Origin of the sequence: Henriciella sp., assembly GCF_029937755.1 — a bacterium.
Lineage (GTDB): Bacteria > Pseudomonadota > Alphaproteobacteria > Caulobacterales > Hyphomonadaceae > Henriciella.
The window spans coordinates 281309-302487 of record NZ_JAPYPG010000001.1 but is presented as its reverse complement, the minus strand read 5'-3'; the positions used below and the strand labels follow the sequence as shown (position 1 = coordinate 302487).

Here is a 21179-nt window from a genome sequence, read left to right as displayed (position 1 = left end):
TCAGTCGCTGCCAAGCGAACCGCGAAGCGCCGGTGGTGTTGCGGCTTCTTCCTGGCTGGACGGTTGCGCCGGGCTGGGACGTGGCGCCTCGCTGTCTTCGTCGTCGCGCAGGGCCCCATAGGTCCGCATGGGCGAGAGCATGTTCTTCAGCGTCTGCATGTTCGACTCCACTGTACGCGTTGGCGCATGCGGGTCGATCTCACGAGCTTCGGCAAACTTGCCTTGCAGGCCGAGGATAAGGGCCAGGTTCTGGCGCACACGCGCGTCTGAACCGGGCAGGGCGACAGCCTCGCGCAGGCGGGCCTCTGCCGCGTCGAGATTGCCCGAGAGGGCCAGTGACAGGCCGTAATTGGTCAGCGTGGATATACGCTGCGGATCGACCTCAAGCGCGGCTTCATAAGCGATCTGCGCATCATGGTGGCGTTCGAGCTGATCCATGGCGAGGCCAAGACCGGCCAGGGCTGCGGGGTCTTTCGGGTCGACCCGTGTGGCACGCAGATAGACGTCAGCAGCTTCGGCAGGACGGCTTTCGCTCATCAGCGCGCGCGCCATGATCACGTGGAGCTCCACTGATTTCTGATGGATCGGAAGCGTCTTTGAGCCGATCTCGATGGCGCGTTCATGGCTGCCGATCTCGCGAAGCGACTTCATGAATTCAATGGTGACGTCGAGCTTTGTCGGATCCTTGCGGAACTCCGCCCCCCAGAAGTTCGCTCTGGTCAGGGGATCGGCGCGCATCGCCGCTTCTATTTCCTCGGGTGTGGCCGGGGCAAGCTTCTCGGCCATGGCCTCCTCGATCGCCGATTCCGTGGCGGCCTGCTCTTTCTTTTCGGCACTTGCACAGGCCGTGATGAGCGAGGCAGACAGCAGGGGCAGGGCGAAGGCGATGGCTTTTGCTCTGGACATTCGATCGGCTCCGGCGTGAGGTTCTGACGCCGTAGCTTGCCTCGCACAGGGTCAAGGATCAGTTAACAGAACAGAGCCTTCGCTTAACCGTTTCAGTCAGGGATCATTCCATTCCAATGCATAAAGCCTTTACCGCCACCGCCAGCCAAGCCGCTGCCATCCATCTCGTGCGCCCGATGCACTGGGACGAGGCCGAGCACGAGATACCACCGGCACTGAAATCGCTGGCGCGCGCGACCGGCTTCAAGGCGAATGCAGGCGAGACCGTCTTTCACGCCGATGAGGAGGGCAAGCTTGCGAATGTCCTGTTCGGCCTGGGGGACGCGCCGGATGCGCTCGCCGTTGCGGCCCTGTCGGGCAAGCTGCCGGCGGGAGACTATGAGATCGCGCGCGATGCCGGCCTGCCCTTTGCGCATATCGCTGCCGGCTGGGCCGATGGTGCCTACCGCTTCGACCGCTACCTGACCGAAAAAACCGACCCCCCGCGCCTGGTGCTTGGTGAGGACGAGGATGCTGCCGCCCTCGACCGCGAGGCCGATGCGATCAAGCTGCTTCGCGACATGATCAACACCCCGGCCCAGCATATGGGCCCGGCCTCGATCGAGCAGGTGGTCCGCCAGATGGCCGAGGAGCACGGCGCCGAGATCGAGGTCACGGCTGGCGACGAACTGCTGGACGCGAATTATCCGATGATCCACGCGGTTGGCCGGGCCGGGCCGGAAGCGCCGCGCTTCATCGAGCTCAGCTGGGGCAATGCTGACCATCCCGAACTCGCCCTTGTCGGCAAGGGGGTCGCCTTCGATACGGGCGGCCTGAACCTCAAGCCCGGCGGGGGCATGCGCCTGATGAAGAAGGATATGGGGGGCGCCGCGCATGTCATCGCGCTCGCCAAGCTTGTCATGGGGTCGAAGCTGCCGGTGCGGCTGAAGCTCTATGTTCCGACCGTGGAGAATGCGATCGACAGCAATGCCTTCCGGCCGAGCGACATTCTCTCCACGCGCAAGGGCATCACCGTCGAGATCGACAATACCGATGCCGAAGGCCGGCTCATCCTTGGCGATGCCCTGACACGCGCCTGCGAGGGCTCGCCCGACCTGCTGATCGATTTCGCCACGCTGACGGGCGCAGCCCGCGTCGCGCTGGGGCCTGACCTTGCGCCTTATTATACCGATGATGGCGATGTCGCCGATGCGATCTGGGCGGCTGGCGCTGTCTCCGGTGATCCGGTCTGGCGCATGCCGTTGTGGGACCCGTACAAGTCCATGCTCAAATCCGATATCGCCGATATCCAGAATGCCGGCGGCAGCTTTGCCGGTTCGATCACCGCGGGGGTCTTCCTGAAGCAGTTCGTCGATGCCGAGCGCTGGGTCCACCTCGACGTCTGGGGCTGGCGCAAATCGCAGTATGGCCGCCCGGAAGGCGGGGCCGCCTGCGGCCTGCGCGCCATGTGGACGATGCTCAGGACACGGTATGCCTGATTCCGCCGGGGCGGGTGGCAGAGTGTGCCCCCCGCCTTGCGCGAAACGGAAAATCCTGCTTCTTAGCGATATTCGATAAGTTCAGGAGAATATCACCATGCGTGTCAGTCTGACGGCTCTTGCCCTCGTCCTCTCGCTCGCTGCCTGCGGGCAGTCCGGCTCCAACAGCGTCAAACAGCCTGCGGATGCCCAGACGCCACCGGCTGAAGCCGAAGCAGCGGAGCAGACTGAAACCCAGAAGCTGAACGCCTGGTTCGATGAGAAATACGAAGAAGAGCTGATGATGAGCCCCATCCAGCTCACCTTCCTCGGCCGCAAGGACCGTCACAGCGAGATCGACGACATGTCCTACGAGGCCGCACAGGAACAGCTCGACTGGCGCCTGGCCACCGTCGAGGAGATGGAATCCACCTTCGACTATGACAAGCTGAGCCAGGAAGCGAAGAATTCCTGGGACATCTGGAAATACCAGGCCGAGCTTGCCGAAGAAGGCCTGCAATACTTCTACAACGGCTTTACCTTCGACCAGATGAATGGCGCGCAGTCCTTTCTGCCGACGCTGCTGATCCAGTTCCACCGTGTCGACACGGCCGAGGACATGGAAGCCTATATCTCGCGCATCAAGGAAGGGTCGCGCGCGCTGGAGCAGCTCATGACCATCGCCGAGGAAGCCCAGAGCCGCGGTATCGCGACGCCTGACTTTGCGCTCGAAGGCGTGATCGACCAGTCGCGGAAGGTCATCACCGGTGCGCCTTTCACGAATGGCGATGATGACTCCGACATCTGGGCGGACATCGAGATGGAGATCAACAAGCTCGTCGAGAGTGAAGAGATCACCGAGGATGAGGCGACTGTCCTGCAGCAACAGGCGCGCACCGCTCTCACCGGTACCTTCCAGCCGACCTATGAAAAGCTGATCAGCTGGGCCGAGGAAGCCCTGCCGGAGGCGCCCGCCAACCCGACCGGCGTCGGCACAACGCAGCCGAACGGCGAGGCCTATTACAATTACCGCCTCAAACGCGCGACCACGACCGATCTCACCGCCGACGAAATCCACGAGATCGGCCTTGAAGAAGTCGCCCGTCTCCAGTCGGAGATGGAAGCGGTGAAGGACGAGTTCGGTTTCGACGGCACGCTGCAGGAGTTCTTCGTCTATCTACGGGAAAACAAGGATGACCGCGAGCTCTATTACGAGAATACCGATGCGGGCGCCGACGCCTATATCGCCGATGCCAGCGCCGCCATCGACAATATTGAAAAGCAGCTGCCGGAGTATTTCGGCATCCTGCCCAAGGCCGACCTCGTCGTGAAGCGCGTCGAGCCGTTCCGTGAGCAGGACGGGGCCGCGCAGCACTATTATCCGGGCACGCCGGACGGGTCCCGCCCGGGCACCTATTACGCCCACCTGTCCGACATGTCCTCCATGCCGAAGCGTGAGCTGGAAGTGATCGCCTATCATGAGGGGCTTCCGGGCCACCACATGCAGATCTCTATCGCGCAGGAGCTGGAAGACATTCCGCAATTCCGCACCCAGGCCGGCTTCACCGCCTATTCGGAAGGCTGGGGCCTCTATTCTGAAAAGCTTGCCAGCGAAATGCCGGGCACGTTCGAGACGCCGCAATCGGAATTCGGCCGCCTCGGCTCCGAAATCTGGCGTGCGATCCGCCTCGTCGTCGACACCGGCCTGCACTCAAAGGGCTGGACCGAGGAAGAAGCGTTCGAATACTTCACCGAGAATGCCGCCGTCACGGACGGTCAGGCGCGCTCCGAGATCCAGCGCTATATCGTGATGCCGGGGCAGGCGACCGCCTACAAGATCGGCATGATCAAGATCCTCGAACTGCGTGAGCACGCCAGGGAAGAGCTTGGCGATGATTTCGACATCAAGGGCTTCCACGACACCGTGCTGGGTGGCGGCGCCCTCCCGCTCGAAATCCTCGAACGCCGGGTCGATACCTGGATCGAGGATATGAAGGCGGAGAGCGACGGCGAATAGTCGCTGACGCCCTCAGAATAATGAACGGCCCTGCAGCATCCCTGCGGGGCCGTTTTTTTTGAGCTGACGTCAGCGTGACAGACGCGATAGCGTCGAGATGTTTATCAGGAGAAGGATGCGACCTCGAATGAGACACGTTAAAGCCGCTGCGCTTGGCCTTGTCGCTTGCAAGATGTTCAGCCTGCAGGCGATTGGACAGCAGCCCGATCTGGGGGCTGTCTTTTCCGCGCCGATTGACGTCGAGCGTGAAACTCGCCTGACCACTGTACCGATTGACGTAAAGGCCGGAAAACTTCTTCTCAACGCGTCGGTGAATGACAAGGACGCCCGTATGGTCTTTGATACGGGGTCACCGACCATTCTCTCCCGTCAGCTGGCCAACAGCCTTGAGCTCGAGATCGTCGGGCAGAATACCGGTGTTGATGCCAATGGCACGCAGGTGAGAATGGATGTCGCCGTTGTCGAGTCCCTCGTCCTGGGGGATGTCGAGTTTCAGCACGTTCCGGTGCTCATCTTCGACTTTTCGAGACTTTCGCTTGGGTCCTGTTTCATCAAGGATGGCATCCTCGGTTCCGAAATCTTTCCGGGAAGCGTCTGGCAAGTCGATCTTGAGGCGCAGGAAATCCGTATCGCGGAAAGTGCTCATGATCTCGGTATCGCGGATACCGCATCCAGCACCGCGCTTCATGATTTTGGCTACCCGCACGCGCCCATTGTGGACTACGCAATTGGAAGACTTGAAGACAAGGCGCTCTTCGATACGGGCAGCTCAGAAGCGGTTAGCCTGTTTGAAAAGGCAATGAACGCTCCAGCCATGAAGAAGGCGACGGTCTCCCGTTCAAGGCGCACGGGACGAGGCATAGAAGGCGTATCCGCTGGCGGAAAGGGTGAGGCAATGGCGTTGAATAGCATTGAGCTCAAAGGACTGACTCTCGGGTCGCACAAGACCGGCCCGCTTCGCGCAGTTTCAAGGTCGGTCCCGCCAAGCCTGATCGGAGCCGGTCTCCTGTCCTCCTACACCGTCACCCTCGATTATCCGGGCAAGCGCTTTATCTTGGAGCCGAGAGCCGCACCAATCCCCAAAAAAGCGGCCAGTGGGTACAGCGTGATGTTTGTGGAGGACGAGGCGACGGTGGCTCAGGTGTTTGAAAAGAGTGAAGCCGCCAAGGCCGGGCTTGAGTTCGGGGATGTGGTTAAAAGCGCTAACGGCATGTCGCTGGTGCCTGACGATGAGGCCAGCCGCTGTGAAAAAGCCCTGTGGTTGGCGGATGAATTTGATTCCTCGAAATCTGCAGACCTGGTTGTCGTGAGAAATGGCAAGGACGTCGCTATCAACGTACCTGCGACATCAGACTGATTTCTTACCCCTCACGCCACTTCCTTCTTGCTCAGTTCCTGGGCCTTCATCGCTTCGGTGATGTGGTCGGCCAGCAGGCGGGCCTTGCCTTTCAGCTTGCCGCCGGACCAGACCACATGCAGCGGCAGGGCGTCGGCTTCCCAGTCCGGCAGGAGGCGAACGAGGTCTCCGCTACGCACCTTCTCGCAGACCAGCCAGTCAGGCGCGAGAATGTAGCCGAGCCCGTCCTGCGCGGCCTGGATCAGCATGTCGCCGGAGGAGGCGCGGAAGCGGCCATCGACACGCAGCTCAACCCGGTTGCCGCGGGTCATATGGGTCAGCACCCAATTGGAATGGGTGGCGGACTTGTGGCGCAGGTGCAGGGCGTCCTGGGGCGGCAAGTCAGCCGGGCTTTCAATGGCTGACATCTGCGCGGCATAGATGGGCGAAGCCCATAGGCTGCGCGGCGTCACGGCGATCCGCTTGGCCATCAGGCTGGAATCGGCGAGATCGCCCAGCCGGAAGGCAAGATCGACGCCCTCCTGGACAATGTCTGTATACGTGTCGTCGGAAATCACATCGAGCGAGAGATCCGGATACTGCCGCATGAAGCTGGCGAGCGCAGGCGCAATCACGACACGCGAAAGCGAGTGCGGCACGGTAATGCGCAGCTGGCCGAAGGGCTCATTGTCGAGACCGCGCACTTCCGCCTCGGCCTCCTCGAAATCCGACAGGATGGAGCGGGCGCGCGCATAGAATTTCTCGCCGGCCTCGGTCAGGCTGAGCGCGCGTGTCGTCCGCAGGAAGAGGTCGGCGCCAAGCTGCGCCTCAAGGTCCTGTATGCGGCGCGAGACGGTGGGCTGGCCGATATCGAGATCGGCGGCCGCTTTCGAAAAGCTTCCCGTATCAGCGACCCTTATGAAGAGCCGCATTGCGTCCAGCCGGTCCATGGCATGCCTCCCACTCTGGCCCGATACTGCCGGATATAGGGCGCAGCGGCCAGGGTTTCGAGGGGGTGGCGCGCCAAGATCTGTTCACTGGAATGTGAGCGGCATCACGCAGGCGTGCATCGCACGTGACGCTGCGGAAGCGTATCTCTGCCGCCACAGCAAAGAAGGGGACGCAACCCATGACAAGACTGAAGACCTGGCTTCCACATGCCATAGCTCTCATCGCCTCGCTCGTTTTTCTCGACAGCTTGCGCTTCAAATTCACCAATGCGCCTGAGACGCAGGTGATCTTCGGCAAGCTCGATGCCTGGGCGGCCAGCTTCGGCGCGGACGGCCTGTTCGCCCAGACCGGGCTGTTCAGCCAGTATGTGATCGGCACGGCCGAGCTGTTCGCCGCGACGCTGCTGCTCATCGGTATCCATCCGGCCCTTCGCCGCATTCAGGCCGTCGGCGCGGTGATCGCGCTGGCCGTGATGAGCGGGGCGGTGAACTTCCATCTCTGGACGCCGCTTGGGGTAGACCCGAACAATGATGGCGGCGGGCTCTTCTTCATGGCCTGCACGGTCTGGCTGACCTCCATCGGCCTTATCGTCATCCGGAGGCACGAACTCGCAGCGATCGGGAAGGGGCTTGCGGTCACCTTCCTGCCGGCTGGCAGCGTTTCAGCCACAACACATAAGCACCCGCACGCGCCAAAGGAGGCCTTCCAATGATCCGCACCATCCTCGCTGCACTCGTTATGAGTGTATTAACCTTCGGCGCGGCTGCGCCCGCGCATGCCGACAAGAAGCCGGTTTATACCGGCCTCTTCTCCAACACCGCCGTCGGCGGATACGATCCGGTCGCCTATTTTACAGAGGGCGAGCCGGTGGAGGGGAAGAAGGAATTCTCCATGCAGTACGAGGGCGCGGAATGGCGTTTCTCGAGTGCGGAGAACCTCGAAACATTCCGCGCTGATCCGGAAAAATACGCACCGCAATTTGGCGGCTATTGTGCCTGGGCTGTCGCGCAGGGAGATACCGCGAAGGGCGATCCCGACCACTGGCAGATCGTCGATGGAAAGCTCTACCTCAATTATAATAAAAAAATTCAGGAACGCTGGGAACTAAACCGTGCGCAGTTCATTGAACAGGGTAATACGAACTGGCCGGCGGTGTTGAAATAGCGGGGCAAATTCCCTCCTCCCCTCACCCAGTCCCGCTATCCCAACCGGTCTTCAAAGGCCCTGCACATCCCCTCTGTGCAGGGCCTTTACTTTTGTGGGAGGCGTCGATCTGTGGCGCGAAAGAGTGTCCCTCAGGCCCAGTTTTTCGCTCCGGCCGAAGCGTTTTTCTCCACCTGCATAGCCTCCGGCAGGCGTGTCTTTTTTACGTGAAAAGACTGTCCGGATTCCTGCCACTGCGGAGGGGGCCTTGAAAGCGTGTCCGCCCCGTGCCTTGCCCCAAGCGTCTGTGCAATGCCGGCTACAGTTTTATCGCTCTCGACGTGTAAGAAGATGGCGCCTGCGGAGACGTCGGTCCCGGCGCGCTGGCTGGCCGTTGCGGATACAACCCTGCCGAGTGATTCCTCCTTGAGGGCGCCGCCCTAACTGTCTCGCTCCGCCCATTCCTTGAGGATGTGGTGGGCCACGGCGAAGGGCGGTGGCGCGAAGATTTCCGGATGCTCGCCGGCGAGAATGTCGCGCGCTTCCTGACGCGTCACCCAGCGGGCAGCTTCCAGCTCGTGCGGATCGATGGTGATGTCCTCATTCTCCGCCGGCAGCAGCATCCCGATCATCAGGGACGAGGGAAACGGCCAGGGCTGGCAGAACAGGTATTCCGCATTCGCCGGATGGCAGAGAATGCCCGCCTCCTCATGCAGCTCGCGCGCGGCCCCCTGTTCGAGCGTCTCGCCCGGCTCGATGAAGCCGGCCAGGCAGCTCCACATCCCCTGCGGCCACATCTTTTGGCGCCCCAGCAGGCACTTGTCGCCGGACACCGCCAGCATGATCGCGACAGGGTCGGTACGCGGGAAATGCTCGGCCGAGCACTCCGGGCAGATACGCTTCCAGCCCGCCTCGGTCGAATCGCTCTCGGCGCCGCAGCGCGCGCAGAAGCGGTGCGACTTGTGCCACTCGAAGATCGAGCGCGCGGTGGAGGCGAGGTTCATCTCCAGCTCCCCGAGCTTGCCGATCGCCATGCGGAAATCCATGAACTCACCCGTGCCCGCGATGAGCGACCCTTCAAGCTCGAACCCGTCAGGCAGGCCCAACGCGAAGATCGGCGTGTCATTGCGGTCCAGCCCGAGGAAGAGCCGGCGCGCATCGGGCGCGACCTTGGCGGCTTCAGGCCCCAGCCAGACCAGCCCGCCGGCGGGCGAAACCAGCGGCAGGCCCTTGTGGAGCATCAGCACCAGCACGTCATCGCGCGCAAAGGCAGCCTCCAGCCAGGCAGTGTCAGTCCGGTGATGGCCGGCCCGGTCGATCGGGCGGCTCCCAAGCGGAATATAGTCGGAATTGTTGTTCTGGCTCGTCATGCCCCGACACCTAGCAGCAATCGGCCCCTTGTCACCCCGCTTTCAAAACGCGATATGGGGAATAAGGAGGCTGGCGGTGGACGAAGTCCTCGCCAACCGGGTCAGGTCGGGAACGAAGCAGCCCTAACGAGTTTCGCTTCGGGTCACTGTCCAGTCTCCGCTTTCTCAAAAATCGAAACCGGTTACAGTCGCTCAGATGAGACTGAAACCGCTCCTCCTGCTCGCGGCGCTTGGCGCCATGCCCGTGGCTGCAGAGGCCTGCTCCTGCATGGCTTATGATACGGTGGAGGAGAAAATCGCCGAGACCGAGGTCGCCTTCTTCGGCGTGGCCGACGAGATGATCCCGGCGACCATGTCCGACGATCCTGGCGAGACCTATCGCACGCGCTTCACCGTCTGGCGCAGCTATACCGGGCCGGATGCGCCGACGCTCGAGGTCTCGCACCTTCTCTCATCTGCGGCCTGTGGCCTGCGGTTCCAGACGGGCAAGCCCCAGCTTGTCCTCGCCTACCGCGCAGGCGACGGAACCCTCCAGACCAATTCCTGCACCAACATTACCTACACCCGCGATGACAAGGACCTGCGCGAAGCGCTAGACGCGCGGTATCCGGTGAAGTGGTGGTGGTGAGGAGAGTTGATCAACACCTTGCGAACCACGCCGCTTTATAACCCAGCCCCACCCCGGGGCGGATGAAAAAAATCGCGCTTCAGCCAGGCCATAAAATTTCTGGGCTGAAAGTGGGCTGGAATTGGAACGGTTTCGGTACGTTTTCGGAGTGTCGAGTCCGGCCATTCATCCCACCCCTCATCCCCCACCGGATTTAGTGGAAACCGCGCAGAAAATCCGCCGCTGTCTTGAGATGCTTCTCCCGCTTCGCCGTGTCCATCTTCTCGGCCATGGAGACCATCATCGCCCAGCGCGGATGGCCGGAAAGCGCCTCGCGATGCTTCCAGATCCAGCGCCAGTAGAGCCCGTCCCATACATCGCACCAGTCGCCGCGGGCGTGATTGCTCATCTTCCGAATGTAGGAAGACCCTGAAAAATAAGGCTTTGTCGTGATCCGGCCGCCATCGGCATGCTGGCTCATCGCATAAGCGTTCGGCACCATCACCCAGTCATAGGAGTCGGCGAACATCTCCATGAACCAGCGATAGATGTGATCGGGGTCCACCTCGCAGACGAACATGAAGCCGCCGAGCACCATCAGCCGCTCGATATGATGGCAATAGCCTGTTTTCAGGACCCTTTTTATCGTGTCGTCGATGGGCGGAATGCCGGTCTCGCCGGTCCAGAAGGAGGCGGGCAGGGGGCGGTCATGGCCCCAGTGATTGGTGGTCCGCATCGGCACGGAGAGGTCTTCATAAGTGGCGCGCATGAACTCCCGCCAGCCGATCACCTGCCGGATGAACCCTTCGGCCGAGTTCATGGGGATGTCCTTGTTTTCAATAAAGGAAATCGCCGCATCGAGCACCAGTTTCGGGCTCAGCAGGCCGATATTGAGCATCGGCGTGATGGCGGCATGCCAGAGCAGGCTTTCGCCTTCGAGGATCGCATCTTCATAGGGCCCGAAGCGCGCAAACCGCTCATGCAGGAAATGCCCGAGCCAGCTTTCGGCGGCCTCATGGCTGGTCGGCCAGTAAAGCTCATCCAGTGAACCGGGATTGTCGGGGAAATCTGCGAGCACCGAACGGCGGGCTTCTTCCTCTACCTCGTCAGGGTCGCGCGGGCGCAGCTGCGGTACCGCATCCTGTAGGTTCTTCGGGACTTTCTTGCGGTTCTCGTCGTCAAAGCTCCATTGCCCGCCGGCCGGTTTGTCCCCCTCCATCAGCACGTCGAATTTCCGCCGCTGCGCCTTGTAGAATTCCGCCTGGAACCAGGATTTGTGATCTTCCCGCCAGGCCCGGTTCTCGCCCGGCGTATTCAGGAACATGGGCGTGTTGATCAGGGTGAGGTCGAGCTCCTCGGCCTTGCAATAGGTGCGCAGCCGTTTTTCCAGAATGAAATCAACCGGGTCGCAAGTGATGACCTCGGTGACGCCGTCTTTTTTGAGCCGGGCGATGGTGGGCTTCAGCAGCGCCTGTCCGGGCCGGTGGCGGACAAGTTCGGCTTGCGGTTTGAGCGGCTGGAGCCGCGTCATGTAGCGCGCCATGGACGCCCGGTGCAGCCACAGCTTCTGCTTGTGAAACTGTAATGGATACTGGCGATCCCCGAAGAAGAGATTGTCCTCGATGAGCAGGATCCGATCCGGGCGCTTGTCGAGGCCGGGATGGTGGGCAAAGAGCTGGTGGGGGAAGATGAGAAGCGCTTTTGTCATGTGAGGCTCAAGCTAGTCCGCCCGGCCCACAGGCAAAGGCTGCAAAACCGCTCACCCGCCATTGCCGCGACCCCCGAGTCCCTGCCATTATCTCGCGCGATGAGCGATGAGTCCCTTCCAGAGCCCGAAACAGAGCGCGACGACGCAACCTTCTCCATGTTTGGAGAGGAAGATATGGGCTCGGCCGAAGCCAAGGCGCCCTATCAGGTGCTGGCGCGGAAATACCGTCCGAAACTCTTCTCCGACCTGATCGGCCAGGAGGCGATGGTGCGCACGCTGCGCAACGCTTTCGAGCTCGACCGCATCGCCCACGCCTTCATGCTGACCGGGGTACGGGGTGTGGGAAAGACCACGACGGCGCGCCTGCTGGCACGGGCGTTCAACTATGAAAGTGCCGATCATGAGGGGCCGAGCCTGAAGCTCGACCCGCCCGGTGAGCACTGCAAGCCGATCATGGAGAGCCGGCATCCTGACGTGCTCGAGCTCGATGCCGCCTCGCGCACCGGCGTGGCCGACATGCGCGACCTGCTCGATGGCGTGCGCTACTCCCCGCAGGCGGCGCGCTACAAGGTCTATATCATCGACGAAGTGCACATGCTCTCGACGGCGAGCTTCAACGCGCTGCTGAAGACGCTGGAAGAGCCGCCGCCGCATGTGAAGTTCATCTTTGCGACGACCGAGATCCGCAAGGTGCCGGTCACGGTCCTGTCGCGCTGCCAGCGTTTTGACCTCAAACGTCTCGATACGGGCGACCTCGCCGCGCACCTCGGCAAGATCGCCGCGCGCGAAGGCGCGAAAATCTCCGAAGAAGGCATCACGCTGATCGCCCGTGCGGCGGAAGGATCGGTCCGCGACGGCCTCTCCATCCTCGACCAGGCCATCGTCCAGGGCCTCGACGGCGGCGAAATCACCGGCGAAGCCGTCCGCGACATGCTCGGCCTGGGAGACCGGCTACGCCTGCTTGACGCGTTTGAATATGCCGTCACCGGAAAGGCGAAAGAGGCTGTCAACGAAATTACCGACCAGATCCAGATCGGCGCCGATCCGCTGGTTTTGATGAAGGATATTCTGGAGATCGCCGCCGATGTGGCAACCATCCAGGCCATGGGTGACAACTACACACTCCCCGGCCCGGCAGACTGGACGACCCGTACCCGCCAGATCGCAGACAGTGTGACGCCAGCGCAGGCTCAGCGGAACTGGCAGATCCTGCTGTCAGGCTATCGCGACACGCAGAGTGCGCCGGAGGCCGATGTCGCGCTTCGCATGGTGATGCTGCGGCTGGTGTCCGCCGCTAGTCTTCCCTCCCCGGAGGATGCCGCGCGCATGATCGCCGAAGGTGGGGGTAGCGAAAGCTCTACGCGGGGCAAAGGGGGCAAGTCTGACCCGAATGTTGTGCCTGTCGGGGGCGGTGGTACCGGCCAGCTCTCGAAGTTCGAGGACGTGCTGGACCTGTTGGAGAAAGAGCGCAAGCCGACCCTCTGGGGCGAGGCCAAAGCCTATATCCGGCCGGCTGTCTTTGCCGATGGGACCATTAGCTGCGACCTCAAGGATGGTGCGCCCGTTGACCTGCTGCGGCGCCTGACCGATTTTCTCGAGGTCTCTACCGGGCGCGTCTGGGACGTTCAGAAAGCCAAGACCGGACGCGAAACGGTGAAAGAGCGCGAAGAACGCCTGAAGGCCGAGCGGATCGACGAAGTGAAGTCCGATCCGGACGTCAAGGCTGCGCTGGCGGCCCTTCCCGGCGCTGAAATTGTCGAGGTGAGTGAAGCGGTGCCTCTTGAAGCGACGGGCACTGACGACAATGTCGTTCCCTTGCGCGTAGCGAGTCAGAAGAAAGGGTAGGCGGTCGCCATGAAAGACCTCGGAAAGATCATGCAGCAGGCCCAGCAAATGCAGGCCAAGATGCAGGAAGCCCAGGAAAAGATCGAGAATATCGAGGCCGAAGGCGTTGCCGGCGCCGGCATGGTCAAGGTTCGCCTCAAGGGCAAGGGCGAAATGATCGGTGTTGATATCGACCCTTCTCTGATGGGCGACGAGGCCGAGATCGTCGAAGATCTGATCAAGGCCGCCCATTCCGATGCCAAGAAGCGCCTTGATGAGGAAATGGAAAAGGCCATGAAGGAAGCCACATCCGGCTTCGGCGGCATGATGCCGGGCTTCAAACTGCCCTTCTAGGCGCGCAGGTTTCTTACGTATGAGCCAGAAGAGCGCCGGCCCTGAAATCCTGAAAATGATAGAGCTGATCGCCAAGCTGCCCGGGCTCGGGCCGCGGTCTGCCCGGCGGGCTGCGCTTCACCTGCTCAAGCGGAAGGACCAGCTACTCCTGCCACTCGCGGACGCTCTGGCGGAGGCCGGCAACCGGATCGAGCGATGCAATACCTGCGGCAACTACGACACGCTGCAGCCTTGCGCCGTCTGCCAGTCGGACGGGCGCGATGACAGCGTTATCTGTGTTGTCGAGGACGTCCCGGACCTGTGGGCCCTTGAGCGTGCCAGCGCCTTCCGTGGCCGCTATCATGTGCTGGGCGGCGTTCTTTCGCCGCTGGATGGCATCGAGCCCGAGGACCTTACCATCGGCATGCTGGTCGACCGCGTGAAGTCTGGTGAGGTCCGAGAAGTCATTTTCGCGCTTTCGGCCACGCTCGATGGCCAGATCACGGTCGATTACGTGCGCGATCAAATCGAGGCGCTTGGGGTCGACGTCCAGACCACGCGGCTCGCCCAGGGCGTGCCGCACGGTGGAGAACTCGATCATCTCGACGAAGGCACGCTGGCGGCGGCCATGCGCTCGCGCCGATAGGCCTATTCCACAGCGCGGGCCTTGGCGCGTTTCCAGGCTTCGCGGTCCATATTGCGGTCGTAATAAGCCTTCAGATTCTTGTAGGGGCCAATCTCGCCAAGCCGCTCGGCCATGCTCGCAACGTAGGTGATTCCGATATCGGGGACCTGGAATTTGTCGCCGAGAATGTAGGGCATCTCGGCGAGCCGCTTGTCGAGAAGGCTGAGGTGGAGCGGGACTTCACCATCCGCGAACGCCTTGAAAACGGCTGACGGGTTATCGCCTTCCCGCGCCAGAAGCATCTTCAGGAAGAGTGGAAGGAAAGCCGAGCCTTCCGGATAGTGCAGCCAGCGCTGATATTCCGCCCAGGCCTTGTGGTCCGAGCGGGCAGGGGCGAACTTGCCGTCAGTGTCATAGCGATCGACCAGATAGGCTGCAATTGCGCCAGATTCCGTCAGCAGGATATCGCCATCCTGGATGGTTGGAGATTTGCCGAGCGGGGTCGCGGCCTTGATATCGTCCTGCGAGCGGAATGTTTCCGGATTGCGGTGATAGACTTTGAGCTCATAGTCGAGGCCCATCTCTTCCAGCAGCCAGACTGTGAAGATGGAGCGCCCGATACGCAGGTGGTGAACAAGGATCATTCGGATTCCGATTTGCTGATGGTGTAGATGACGCCTTCCATATTTGCGGTTGCCGCGTAGAGCGTGCCGTCCGGCCCGATGGTGACATCGCGGAAGGGGATTTCGAGATCGGCGAGAAGGTCTTCAGTGCCTTGAGACGTGCCGTCTTCGTCGAGATCGACTCGGACCAGCTTCTGCCCCTTGGGCCCGTTCATTGCAGCCACGATCAGGTCACCTTCCCAGTCGGACCACTGATCGCTGTTTACCAGAACCATGCCCGAGGGCGCGATGGATGGCACCCATTTTACCACTGGCTGCTCCATGCCGGGCGCCTCGGTCTCTTCGGTAATGATGGTTCCGTCATAGTTCACGCCATAGGTGATTTCCGGCCAGCCATAATTGTTGCCGGGCTCGATGATGTTGAGTTCGTCGCCGCCCTTGGGGCCATGTTCATGGGCCCAGAGGATCTCGCGGCCTTCATCATAGAGGAGGCCCTGGACGTTGCGGTGACCATAGGACCAGACAGCCGGCGCGCCGTCTTCGCCGCTGGCGAAGGGATTGTCGTCAGGGATCGAGCCATCTGTATTAATCCGCGCGATCGTGCCGTGATAATTCATCGGATTCTGGGCCTCATCCATATAGCGGAAGCCTTCGCCCATGGTGATGATCAGTGTCCCATCCGGGAGGAAGGCCAGGCGCCCGCCATAGTGGTAGGTGGTCTCGCGCGGCGTGCCGGCGAAGATTTCCTGAACGTCGGTCAGCTCGGAGAGGTCCTCGGACAGGACGCCCTTCACCACGGCTGTTGTGTTTTCATCAGCCGTGCCTTTGGCATAAGAAAGGTAGAGGGTGCGATTGGACGCAAAGTCGGGATCGAGCGCCATGGCGAAATAACCCCCCTGGCCTTCGACAAGGGCTTCGGGCGTGCCGGCAATGGGTGCCTCTGCAGGTTCACCATCGCGGATCACGCGAATGGTGCCATCTCTCTCCGAGACCAGCATTTCGCCGGAGGGGAGGAAGACCATGTCCCATGGAAAAGTCAGTCCGGTTGCGAACGGGGTGAGGGTATAGCCGCTTTCTGAGGTCAGCACCTTTTCGGCTGCCTCGTTACTGGCGTCAATCTCGCCGGTCTGGGCACCGCCGGACGACTCGCTGGTCCCCGCGGGAGCGGTTTCCCCGCCAGAGCAGGCCGCGGCGAGCAGTAGGGCAGTGGTCATTACAATCGAGATTTTCATGCTTCACATCCTGAACGTCCTGATGGGACTGTAGACCAGTCATGCGCTGAGGCAAATCGCCAGTGGCGCGTGCCTGTGAGGCACAAAAAAGGGGCGGCCCACAAGGAGCCGCCCCACCCATACTCAGGGGTGCAAGAATGTTACCAGCGCTTGCGCACCGAGACGCCGTAAAGGGCGGGCTCGTTGAGGAAGACGTTGGAATACAGACCGGAAGAGTCGTCGGTCAGGTAGCGACCGGTGAGGACTTCCTCATCGGTGATGTTCTTGCCGAAGATTTCAAACTCCAGCCCATTATCATTATAGAACTGAACCGACAGGTTGAGGTTGGTCCAACTGTCGAGATCGTCACCCGAAGTGTTCCAGACGCGGCTGTAGCTTTCACCCTGATAGTAGTAGTCACCACGAAGGCGCATGTCCCAGTTGCCATCAAAGAGGCTCTCGAACGTATACTCCGCGCCCACATTCAGGGTCATTTCCGGCGCACCCGGAATACTGTTGCCATCGAGGTCCTTGGCTTCACCATCGAACGGGGTCAGACCACCGATCGTCTGGGTTTGGCCATCGGAGTCCACATAGGTCACTGTACCCACACCGAACGCTGCTTCGGCACCAGCGAACGCGCCTGTGCAAAGGCCTCCTGTCGAGCCCGGGGCCAGAGCGCCTGCGGCAATGGCGCCGAGGATGGTCGCATAGCCTTCCGCAGATACAACGCAATTGGCGTACGAGCTGGCGTTCTTCAGGGCGACCAGGTCATCGCGGCCATTCGTGCGATCAAGCACGTCGATGGCGTAAGTGTCCTGGATCTCGGAGTCGAGCAGACCAAGGTTGGCGTTCAGCACGAAGGTCGAGGCCGGGTTCCAGACGGTCTCCAGCTCGAAGCCCTGAATCTTGGCGTCGATGTTGAAGTTGGCCGAGGTCCGGTTGATGATCTGTGTGATCTGGTAACCTTCATAATCGTAGTAGAAGCCCGTCGCATTCAGTTGAAGGGCCCCGCCAGCCAGCGTGTTCTTCGTGCCGATTTCGTAGGAGTTGATGAACTCCGGATCGAAGAACTGAGGGAAGGCATTGGCGTTTCCGGCCGGCTGCGGTGGGTTGATGCCGCCGCCTTTATAGCCTCGGGAATAGAAGGCATAGAGCAACGTGTCTTCAGAGAAGTCGAGGTCCGGTGACCAGTCAAAACCGATCCGGCCTGTGGTCTCCTCAAAGCCCACGTTGAAGGTGCCGTCGCCCGCTTCGTCCGGTGAGGCGCCCGGAATCGGCTGCGGTTGCAGCGGATCTGCTCCCGTTGCATTCGGAACGAAAAGGAAGGTCGGGATGTTTTCCTGTGCCTTCTTGTCGTCCGTATAGCGCAGGCCGACAGTCAGTTGCAGGTTATCGGTCAGGTCGAAATAGCCTTCGCCGAAGACAGCAAATGATTCCAGAGAGTAGGGCGAAAGCGACCGGAAATAATTCCCGCCATCACCAGCGAGGTTGGCAAGCGGTCCGAAGGACGGGCCGCTATCATCGATCGGGACAGGGCCGCCGAAGATCGCGCCCCCGAGGGCATTGTTGATCTGCGTCAGTCCGGTCAGTGTGTTCGAGAAGACGTAGTAGCCTTCGTCCGGATTGTTCGGGTCGATGGCATCAAAGTCTATGCTGATGGCCCCGACGTTGAAATTGAACCGGCCGTCAAAGTCGGACTGCATCCGGATTTCGTGGGTCGTCTGCTCGCTTGAGCCCCCAGACAGGTCGAACGTCCGGAAAAAGTTCGACGCGCCGAGTTGCGGATCATCCACAACGCCGCCCGGGAAGAGGGCCTGATAAACCGGAGCCAGGGCGGGATTTCCAAGCGGCACGCCCGCCGTATTGAAAGGAATGGTCGGCGAAACCTTGTTGTAATCCTCGATCGAGCGGCTGGAAGATTCGCCATAGCTGCCGAGATAGGTCAGCAGCAGGGAGTCGGTCAGGTCGAATTCGGCTTTCCAGGTGAAGAGGTCCTGATCGGCGTAATAGTCCGGATCAAAAGCAGACTCGATTTTTCTCAAGTCACGGACGACCGGCTGTGTAAACGCATCGCCGTTCAGAAGACCTGCCAAGATGCCAAGGCCACCCCCAAGGGTGCCGGCTGAGTTTAGGCGGTCATTGGCCTGGCTGAGAGGCGCGTCCTGACAGCCCAGTGAGGTGTAGACCTGATCGGCGCCCGACACGGGAATGCCGGCAAAGGACGTTACGAACGGATCCTTGTCGCAGAACTGCTTGCCGGAGCGAAGACGAGAGTCTTCTTCTTCGAAATGCTCATAGGAGACCCAGCCGCGAAGCCGGTCGGTAGGTTCCACAGCCAGGGTGGCACGAATGCTATAGAGATCACGGTCATCAATGTCGTTGCCCGTGACGATATTGTCGACATAGCCGTCGCGCTGCAGCATCGAGCCCGCAACACGGAGGGCCGCAATCTCGCCAAGCGGCACGTTCACCATGCCCTTTGCCTTGAAGGTATTGTAGTTGCCGTAGGTGAGCTTCGCGTCGGCCTGGAACTCCTCAAGAACAGGCTTTGCCGTAATCACGTTGATCACACCACCCGTGGCGTTCCGGCCGTACAGTGTGCCTTGCGGGCCACGCAGCGTCTCGACCCGTTCCAGGTCGTAGAACTCGGCTTCGAACAGCCGGTTGGCGGTCAGCGGCACGTCGTTTTGGTGAACACCAACCCCGGCATCACCGGACTGGGCGACCAGGTCAGCACCGATGCCCCGGATCTTGAAGTTGTAGCCTGTGAAGTTGCCTTTCGAGAAAGCGACGTTCGGGATGGACTTGGTCAGGTCCGGCCCGCCAGTCAGCTGCATCTTTTCAAGCGCTTCCTCATCGAAGGCCGAGACCGCGATCGGAACGTCCTGAATGGACTCTTCGGTTTTCTGCGTTGTCACGAGGACGGTGCCGAGCTTGCGCTGTACATCCTCCTCCTCCTGAGCATGGGCCGCCGGAAGCGACCAGCCCAGAGCAATCAATGATGCCCCTGCGAGCATCAGATACTTTTCGGGTGTTTTCGGAATCATCTAACTCTCCTCCCAGTCGAGCGTATTTGTTTGTTTGCGCTCGATTTTTGCGTTTCCTCACGGGCCTCCCTTTATTTTGCGGAAGTGCCTCACCTGTCATGACAGCGACAGCCGCGACACTTTGTCAATGGCTTCGTTTACTTTGGACAAGTTGTTCTGAAGGCGTGATTTTTGGGTGACGCCTACATGACCTTACGGAAGGTTTTGCTTGGTTGGAGGGATTGGCTCTGCTAATGGCGCGCCCATGACGAAACCCACTTCTGCCCTCGTTCTGTTCTCTGGTGGACAGGACTCGACAACCTGTCTCGCTTCGGCGCTGAAACGGTTTCAGCACGTCGAAACGGTGGGCTTTGATTACGGCCAGCGCCACAAGGTGGAGCTGACCTGCCGCACGAACGTCCTGAAAGCGCTTCGCAGCCATTTTCCGCAATGGGCTGACAGGCTGGGAGAAGATCACATGATTGATCTCTCCGTCCTTGGGGAGATCAGTGAGACCGCGCTGACGCGGCAGGATGACATCACGACGGGGGAGAATGGTCTGCCATCGACCTTCGTGCCAGGGCGCAATCTGGTGTTCCTCACGCTCGCTGGAGCCTTGGCCTGGCGCCGCGGCATCAGCGTGCTTGTCGGCGGCATGTGCGAAACCGATTATTCTGGCTATCCCGATTGCCGGCGCGAAACGATTGACGCCCAGCAGAAGGCGCTGGCGCTTGGCATGGACCGGTCGATTACCGTAGAGACGCCTTTGATGTGGCTCGACAAGGCCGAGACCTGGCAGTTGGCTGAGGACCTGGGCGGGTCGGCGCTGGTCGATCTGATCGTCGAAGAGACCCACACCTGTTATCTGGGTGAACGCGCCCGGCGGCATGAGTGGGGTTATGGCTGCGGCAAATGCCCGGCCTGTGAACTCCGGGCAGCGGGTTACAAGAAGTGGAAGCAAGGCGCCGTCGCGTGAAGACCTACTCCGTCAAGGAAGCCTATGTCACTCTGCAGGGGGAGGGGGCGCAGACGGGCCGCGCGGCTGTGTTTCTGCGCTTTGCCGGCTGCAATCTCTGGACAGGCCTTGAGCGCGACCGTCATCGTGCGGTCTGCCAGTTCTGCGACACCGATTTTGTCGGCACGGACGGAGAGAATGGTGGCAAATTCGTCGGCGCCGATGCGATTGCCGACCATGTGGCCGCGCTTTGGGCCACGGAGGCGCTGGACGCGCCTGGCTATGTTGTCTGCACGGGTGGGGAGCCTCTGCTACAGCTGGATACGCCGTTGATTGAGGCGCTCCATGCGCGCGGTTTCGAGGTCGGCGTCGAAACGAATGGCACCGTCTTGGCTCCCGAGGGGCTCGACTGGGTATGCGTTTCGCCGAAGGCAAATGCCGGGATCGTTCAGGTCGAAGGCGATGAGCTGAAGCTCGTCTACCCTCAGGACGAAGCAGAAGCCCAGCCGGAATGCTTCGAGATGCTGCAGTTCCGGCACTTCTTCCTTCAGCCCAAAGATGATAACAGGCAGGCCGATAATATTGCTGCTGCGGCGGCCTACTGCATGAAGCATCCAAAATGGCGACTGAGCTTACAAACCCACAAACTGATCGGGCTCCCCTGAGCCCATCAGGCGAAGTGTTCGAGATCTCGAAGGCGGTGACCTTCGAGGCTGCGCATTTCATGGGAGGGAAGCCCGAAGGCCATCCCTATCGTAACCTGCATGGACACAGCTTCCGTCTCGAAGCGAGCGTGAAAGGCCAGGTCAAGCCAGGCGAGGAGTGGGTGGAGGATTTCAGCAAGCTTACCGCCGCACTTCAGGATGTTGCCCAGCAGCTCGATCACACCTTGCTCAACGAAATTGACGGCCTGTCGGTGCCGACTCTGGAGCGCATCTGCCTCTGGGTTTCCAATGCCCTCAAGCCGACCCTGCCGGGGCTGACCCGCGTCACGCTATCGCGCCCCTCGCTGAACGAGAGCTGTACGCTGGACCTGAGCGCCCGCACCTGACCTGAGCCGGTCAGTCGCGAGGCTGCTTTTCAA

General features: G+C 61.0%; 19 protein-coding genes and 1 other RNA gene. 13 read left to right on the top strand and 7 right to left on the bottom strand.

Annotation, left to right across the window (positions count from 1 at the left end; all coding sequences use genetic code 11):
* Positions 1–906 (bottom strand): tetratricopeptide repeat protein, encoded by a 906-nt coding sequence (locus Q1K29_RS01525; RefSeq protein ID WP_300390662.1) that lies wholly within the window; start codon positions 904–906, stop codon positions 1–3.
* Between the two features lie 116 nt (positions 907–1022).
* On the opposite strand from Q1K29_RS01525, the gene Q1K29_RS01520 reads away from it, so the two are divergent.
* The 3 genes from Q1K29_RS01520 to Q1K29_RS01510 all read left to right on the top strand — a co-directional run bounded on the left by Q1K29_RS01520 (position 1023) and on the right by Q1K29_RS01510 (position 5737).
* Entirely contained in the window at positions 1023–2384 is a 1362-nt protein-coding gene (locus Q1K29_RS01520; RefSeq protein ID WP_300390660.1) for a M17 family metallopeptidase, read from the top strand.
* A gap of 97 nt (positions 2385–2481) precedes the next feature.
* Entirely contained in the window at positions 2482–4380 is a 1899-nt protein-coding gene (locus Q1K29_RS01515) for a DUF885 family protein (RefSeq protein WP_300390657.1), read from the top strand.
* Between the two features lie 127 nt (positions 4381–4507).
* A complete protein-coding gene (locus tag Q1K29_RS01510) occupies positions 4508–5737 on the top strand; it encodes an aspartyl protease family protein (protein ID WP_300390654.1) in 1230 nt (409 codons plus the stop codon).
* A gap of 11 nt (positions 5738–5748) precedes the next feature.
* On the opposite strand, the gene Q1K29_RS01505 is transcribed toward Q1K29_RS01510, so the two are convergent.
* Positions 5749–6666 carry a LysR family transcriptional regulator gene (locus tag Q1K29_RS01505; protein ID WP_300390651.1) on the bottom strand — a complete coding sequence of 306 codons (918 nt, stop codon included), beginning with the start codon at positions 6664–6666 and terminating at the stop codon, positions 5749–5751.
* Positions 6667–6845: 179 nt separating this feature from the next.
* On the opposite strand from Q1K29_RS01505, the gene Q1K29_RS01500 reads away from it, so the two are divergent.
* On the top strand, positions 6846–7379 hold the full coding sequence (locus tag Q1K29_RS01500) for a hypothetical protein (protein WP_300390649.1): 534 nt from the start codon (positions 6846–6848) through the stop codon (positions 7377–7379).
* A gap of 26 nt (positions 7380–7405) precedes the next feature.
* Positions 7406–7831, top strand: a complete 426-nt coding sequence (locus tag Q1K29_RS01495; protein ID WP_366524157.1) for a YHS domain-containing (seleno)protein — start codon at positions 7406–7408, stop codon at positions 7829–7831.
* A gap of 419 nt (positions 7832–8250) precedes the next feature.
* Here Q1K29_RS01495 and nudC read toward each other — a convergent pair whose 3' ends face one another.
* Positions 8251–9180, bottom strand: a complete 930-nt coding sequence (gene nudC / locus Q1K29_RS01490; protein ID WP_300390643.1) for an NAD(+) diphosphatase — start codon at positions 9178–9180, stop codon at positions 8251–8253.
* Positions 9181–9245: 65 nt separating this feature from the next.
* Here nudC and ffs point away from each other — a divergent pair.
* Both ffs and Q1K29_RS01480 read left to right on the top strand, forming a co-directional pair.
* Positions 9246–9342: signal recognition particle sRNA small type (ffs, locus tag Q1K29_RS01485), an RNA gene on the top strand.
* A 34-nt stretch (positions 9343–9376) separates the two neighbouring features.
* Positions 9377–9808, top strand: coding sequence for a hypothetical protein (locus tag Q1K29_RS01480; protein ID WP_300390640.1), 432 nt, complete (start codon positions 9377–9379; stop codon positions 9806–9808).
* A 193-nt stretch (positions 9809–10001) separates the two neighbouring features.
* Here the strand turns inward: Q1K29_RS01480 and Q1K29_RS01475 are convergent, their stop codons facing one another.
* A complete protein-coding gene (locus tag Q1K29_RS01475) occupies positions 10002–11495 on the bottom strand; it encodes a cryptochrome/photolyase family protein (RefSeq protein ID WP_300390638.1) in 1494 nt (497 codons plus the stop codon).
* Between the two features lie 99 nt (positions 11496–11594).
* On the opposite strand from Q1K29_RS01475, the gene Q1K29_RS01470 reads away from it, so the two are divergent.
* Genes Q1K29_RS01470 through recR form a run of 3 tightly spaced genes read left to right on the top strand, consistent with a single transcriptional unit; the run spans position 11595 to position 14298 of the window.
* On the top strand, positions 11595–13340 hold the full coding sequence (locus Q1K29_RS01470; RefSeq protein WP_300390635.1) for a DNA polymerase III subunit gamma/tau: 1746 nt from the start codon (positions 11595–11597) through the stop codon (positions 13338–13340).
* A 9-nt stretch (positions 13341–13349) separates the two neighbouring features.
* Positions 13350–13673 (top strand): YbaB/EbfC family nucleoid-associated protein, encoded by a 324-nt coding sequence (locus tag Q1K29_RS01465; RefSeq protein ID WP_300390632.1) that lies wholly within the window; start codon positions 13350–13352, stop codon positions 13671–13673.
* 19 nt (positions 13674–13692) lie between these two features.
* Entirely contained in the window at positions 13693–14298 is a 606-nt protein-coding gene (recR, locus tag Q1K29_RS01460) for a recombination mediator RecR (protein ID WP_300390629.1), read from the top strand.
* A gap of 2 nt (positions 14299–14300) precedes the next feature.
* On the opposite strand, the gene Q1K29_RS01455 is transcribed toward recR, so the two are convergent.
* The 3 genes from Q1K29_RS01455 to Q1K29_RS01445 form a co-directional block, all read right to left on the bottom strand.
* Entirely contained in the window at positions 14301–14921 is a 621-nt protein-coding gene (locus tag Q1K29_RS01455; protein ID WP_300390626.1) for a glutathione S-transferase family protein, read from the bottom strand.
* Positions 14918–16132: a PQQ-dependent sugar dehydrogenase gene (locus Q1K29_RS01450; protein ID WP_300390623.1), complete on the bottom strand. Its 1215-nt coding sequence runs from the start codon at positions 16130–16132 to the stop codon at positions 14918–14920. The genes Q1K29_RS01455 and Q1K29_RS01450 overlap by 4 nt, the downstream gene beginning before the upstream one ends.
* A 140-nt stretch (positions 16133–16272) precedes the next feature.
* Positions 16273–19161, bottom strand: coding sequence for a TonB-dependent receptor (locus tag Q1K29_RS01445; protein WP_300390620.1), 2889 nt, complete (start codon positions 19159–19161; stop codon positions 16273–16275).
* A gap of 244 nt (positions 19162–19405) precedes the next feature.
* Here Q1K29_RS01445 and queC point away from each other — a divergent pair, with 244 nt between their 5' ends.
* From queC to Q1K29_RS01430, 3 genes are read left to right on the top strand one after another with little or no spacing between them, the layout of a single operon-like run.
* A complete protein-coding gene (gene queC, locus Q1K29_RS01440; RefSeq protein ID WP_300390617.1) occupies positions 19406–20116 on the top strand; it encodes a 7-cyano-7-deazaguanine synthase QueC in 711 nt (236 codons plus the stop codon).
* Entirely contained in the window at positions 20113–20760 is a 648-nt protein-coding gene (queE, locus tag Q1K29_RS01435) for a 7-carboxy-7-deazaguanine synthase (protein ID WP_300390614.1), read from the top strand. The genes queC and queE overlap by 4 nt, the downstream gene beginning before the upstream one ends.
* Complete coding sequence (locus Q1K29_RS01430) at positions 20715–21146, top strand: 6-carboxytetrahydropterin synthase (protein WP_300390579.1); 432 nt, start codon at positions 20715–20717, stop codon at positions 21144–21146. Before queE ends, Q1K29_RS01430 begins: the two co-directional genes overlap by 46 nt.
* The last annotated feature ends 33 nt before the right edge of the window (positions 21147–21179 follow it).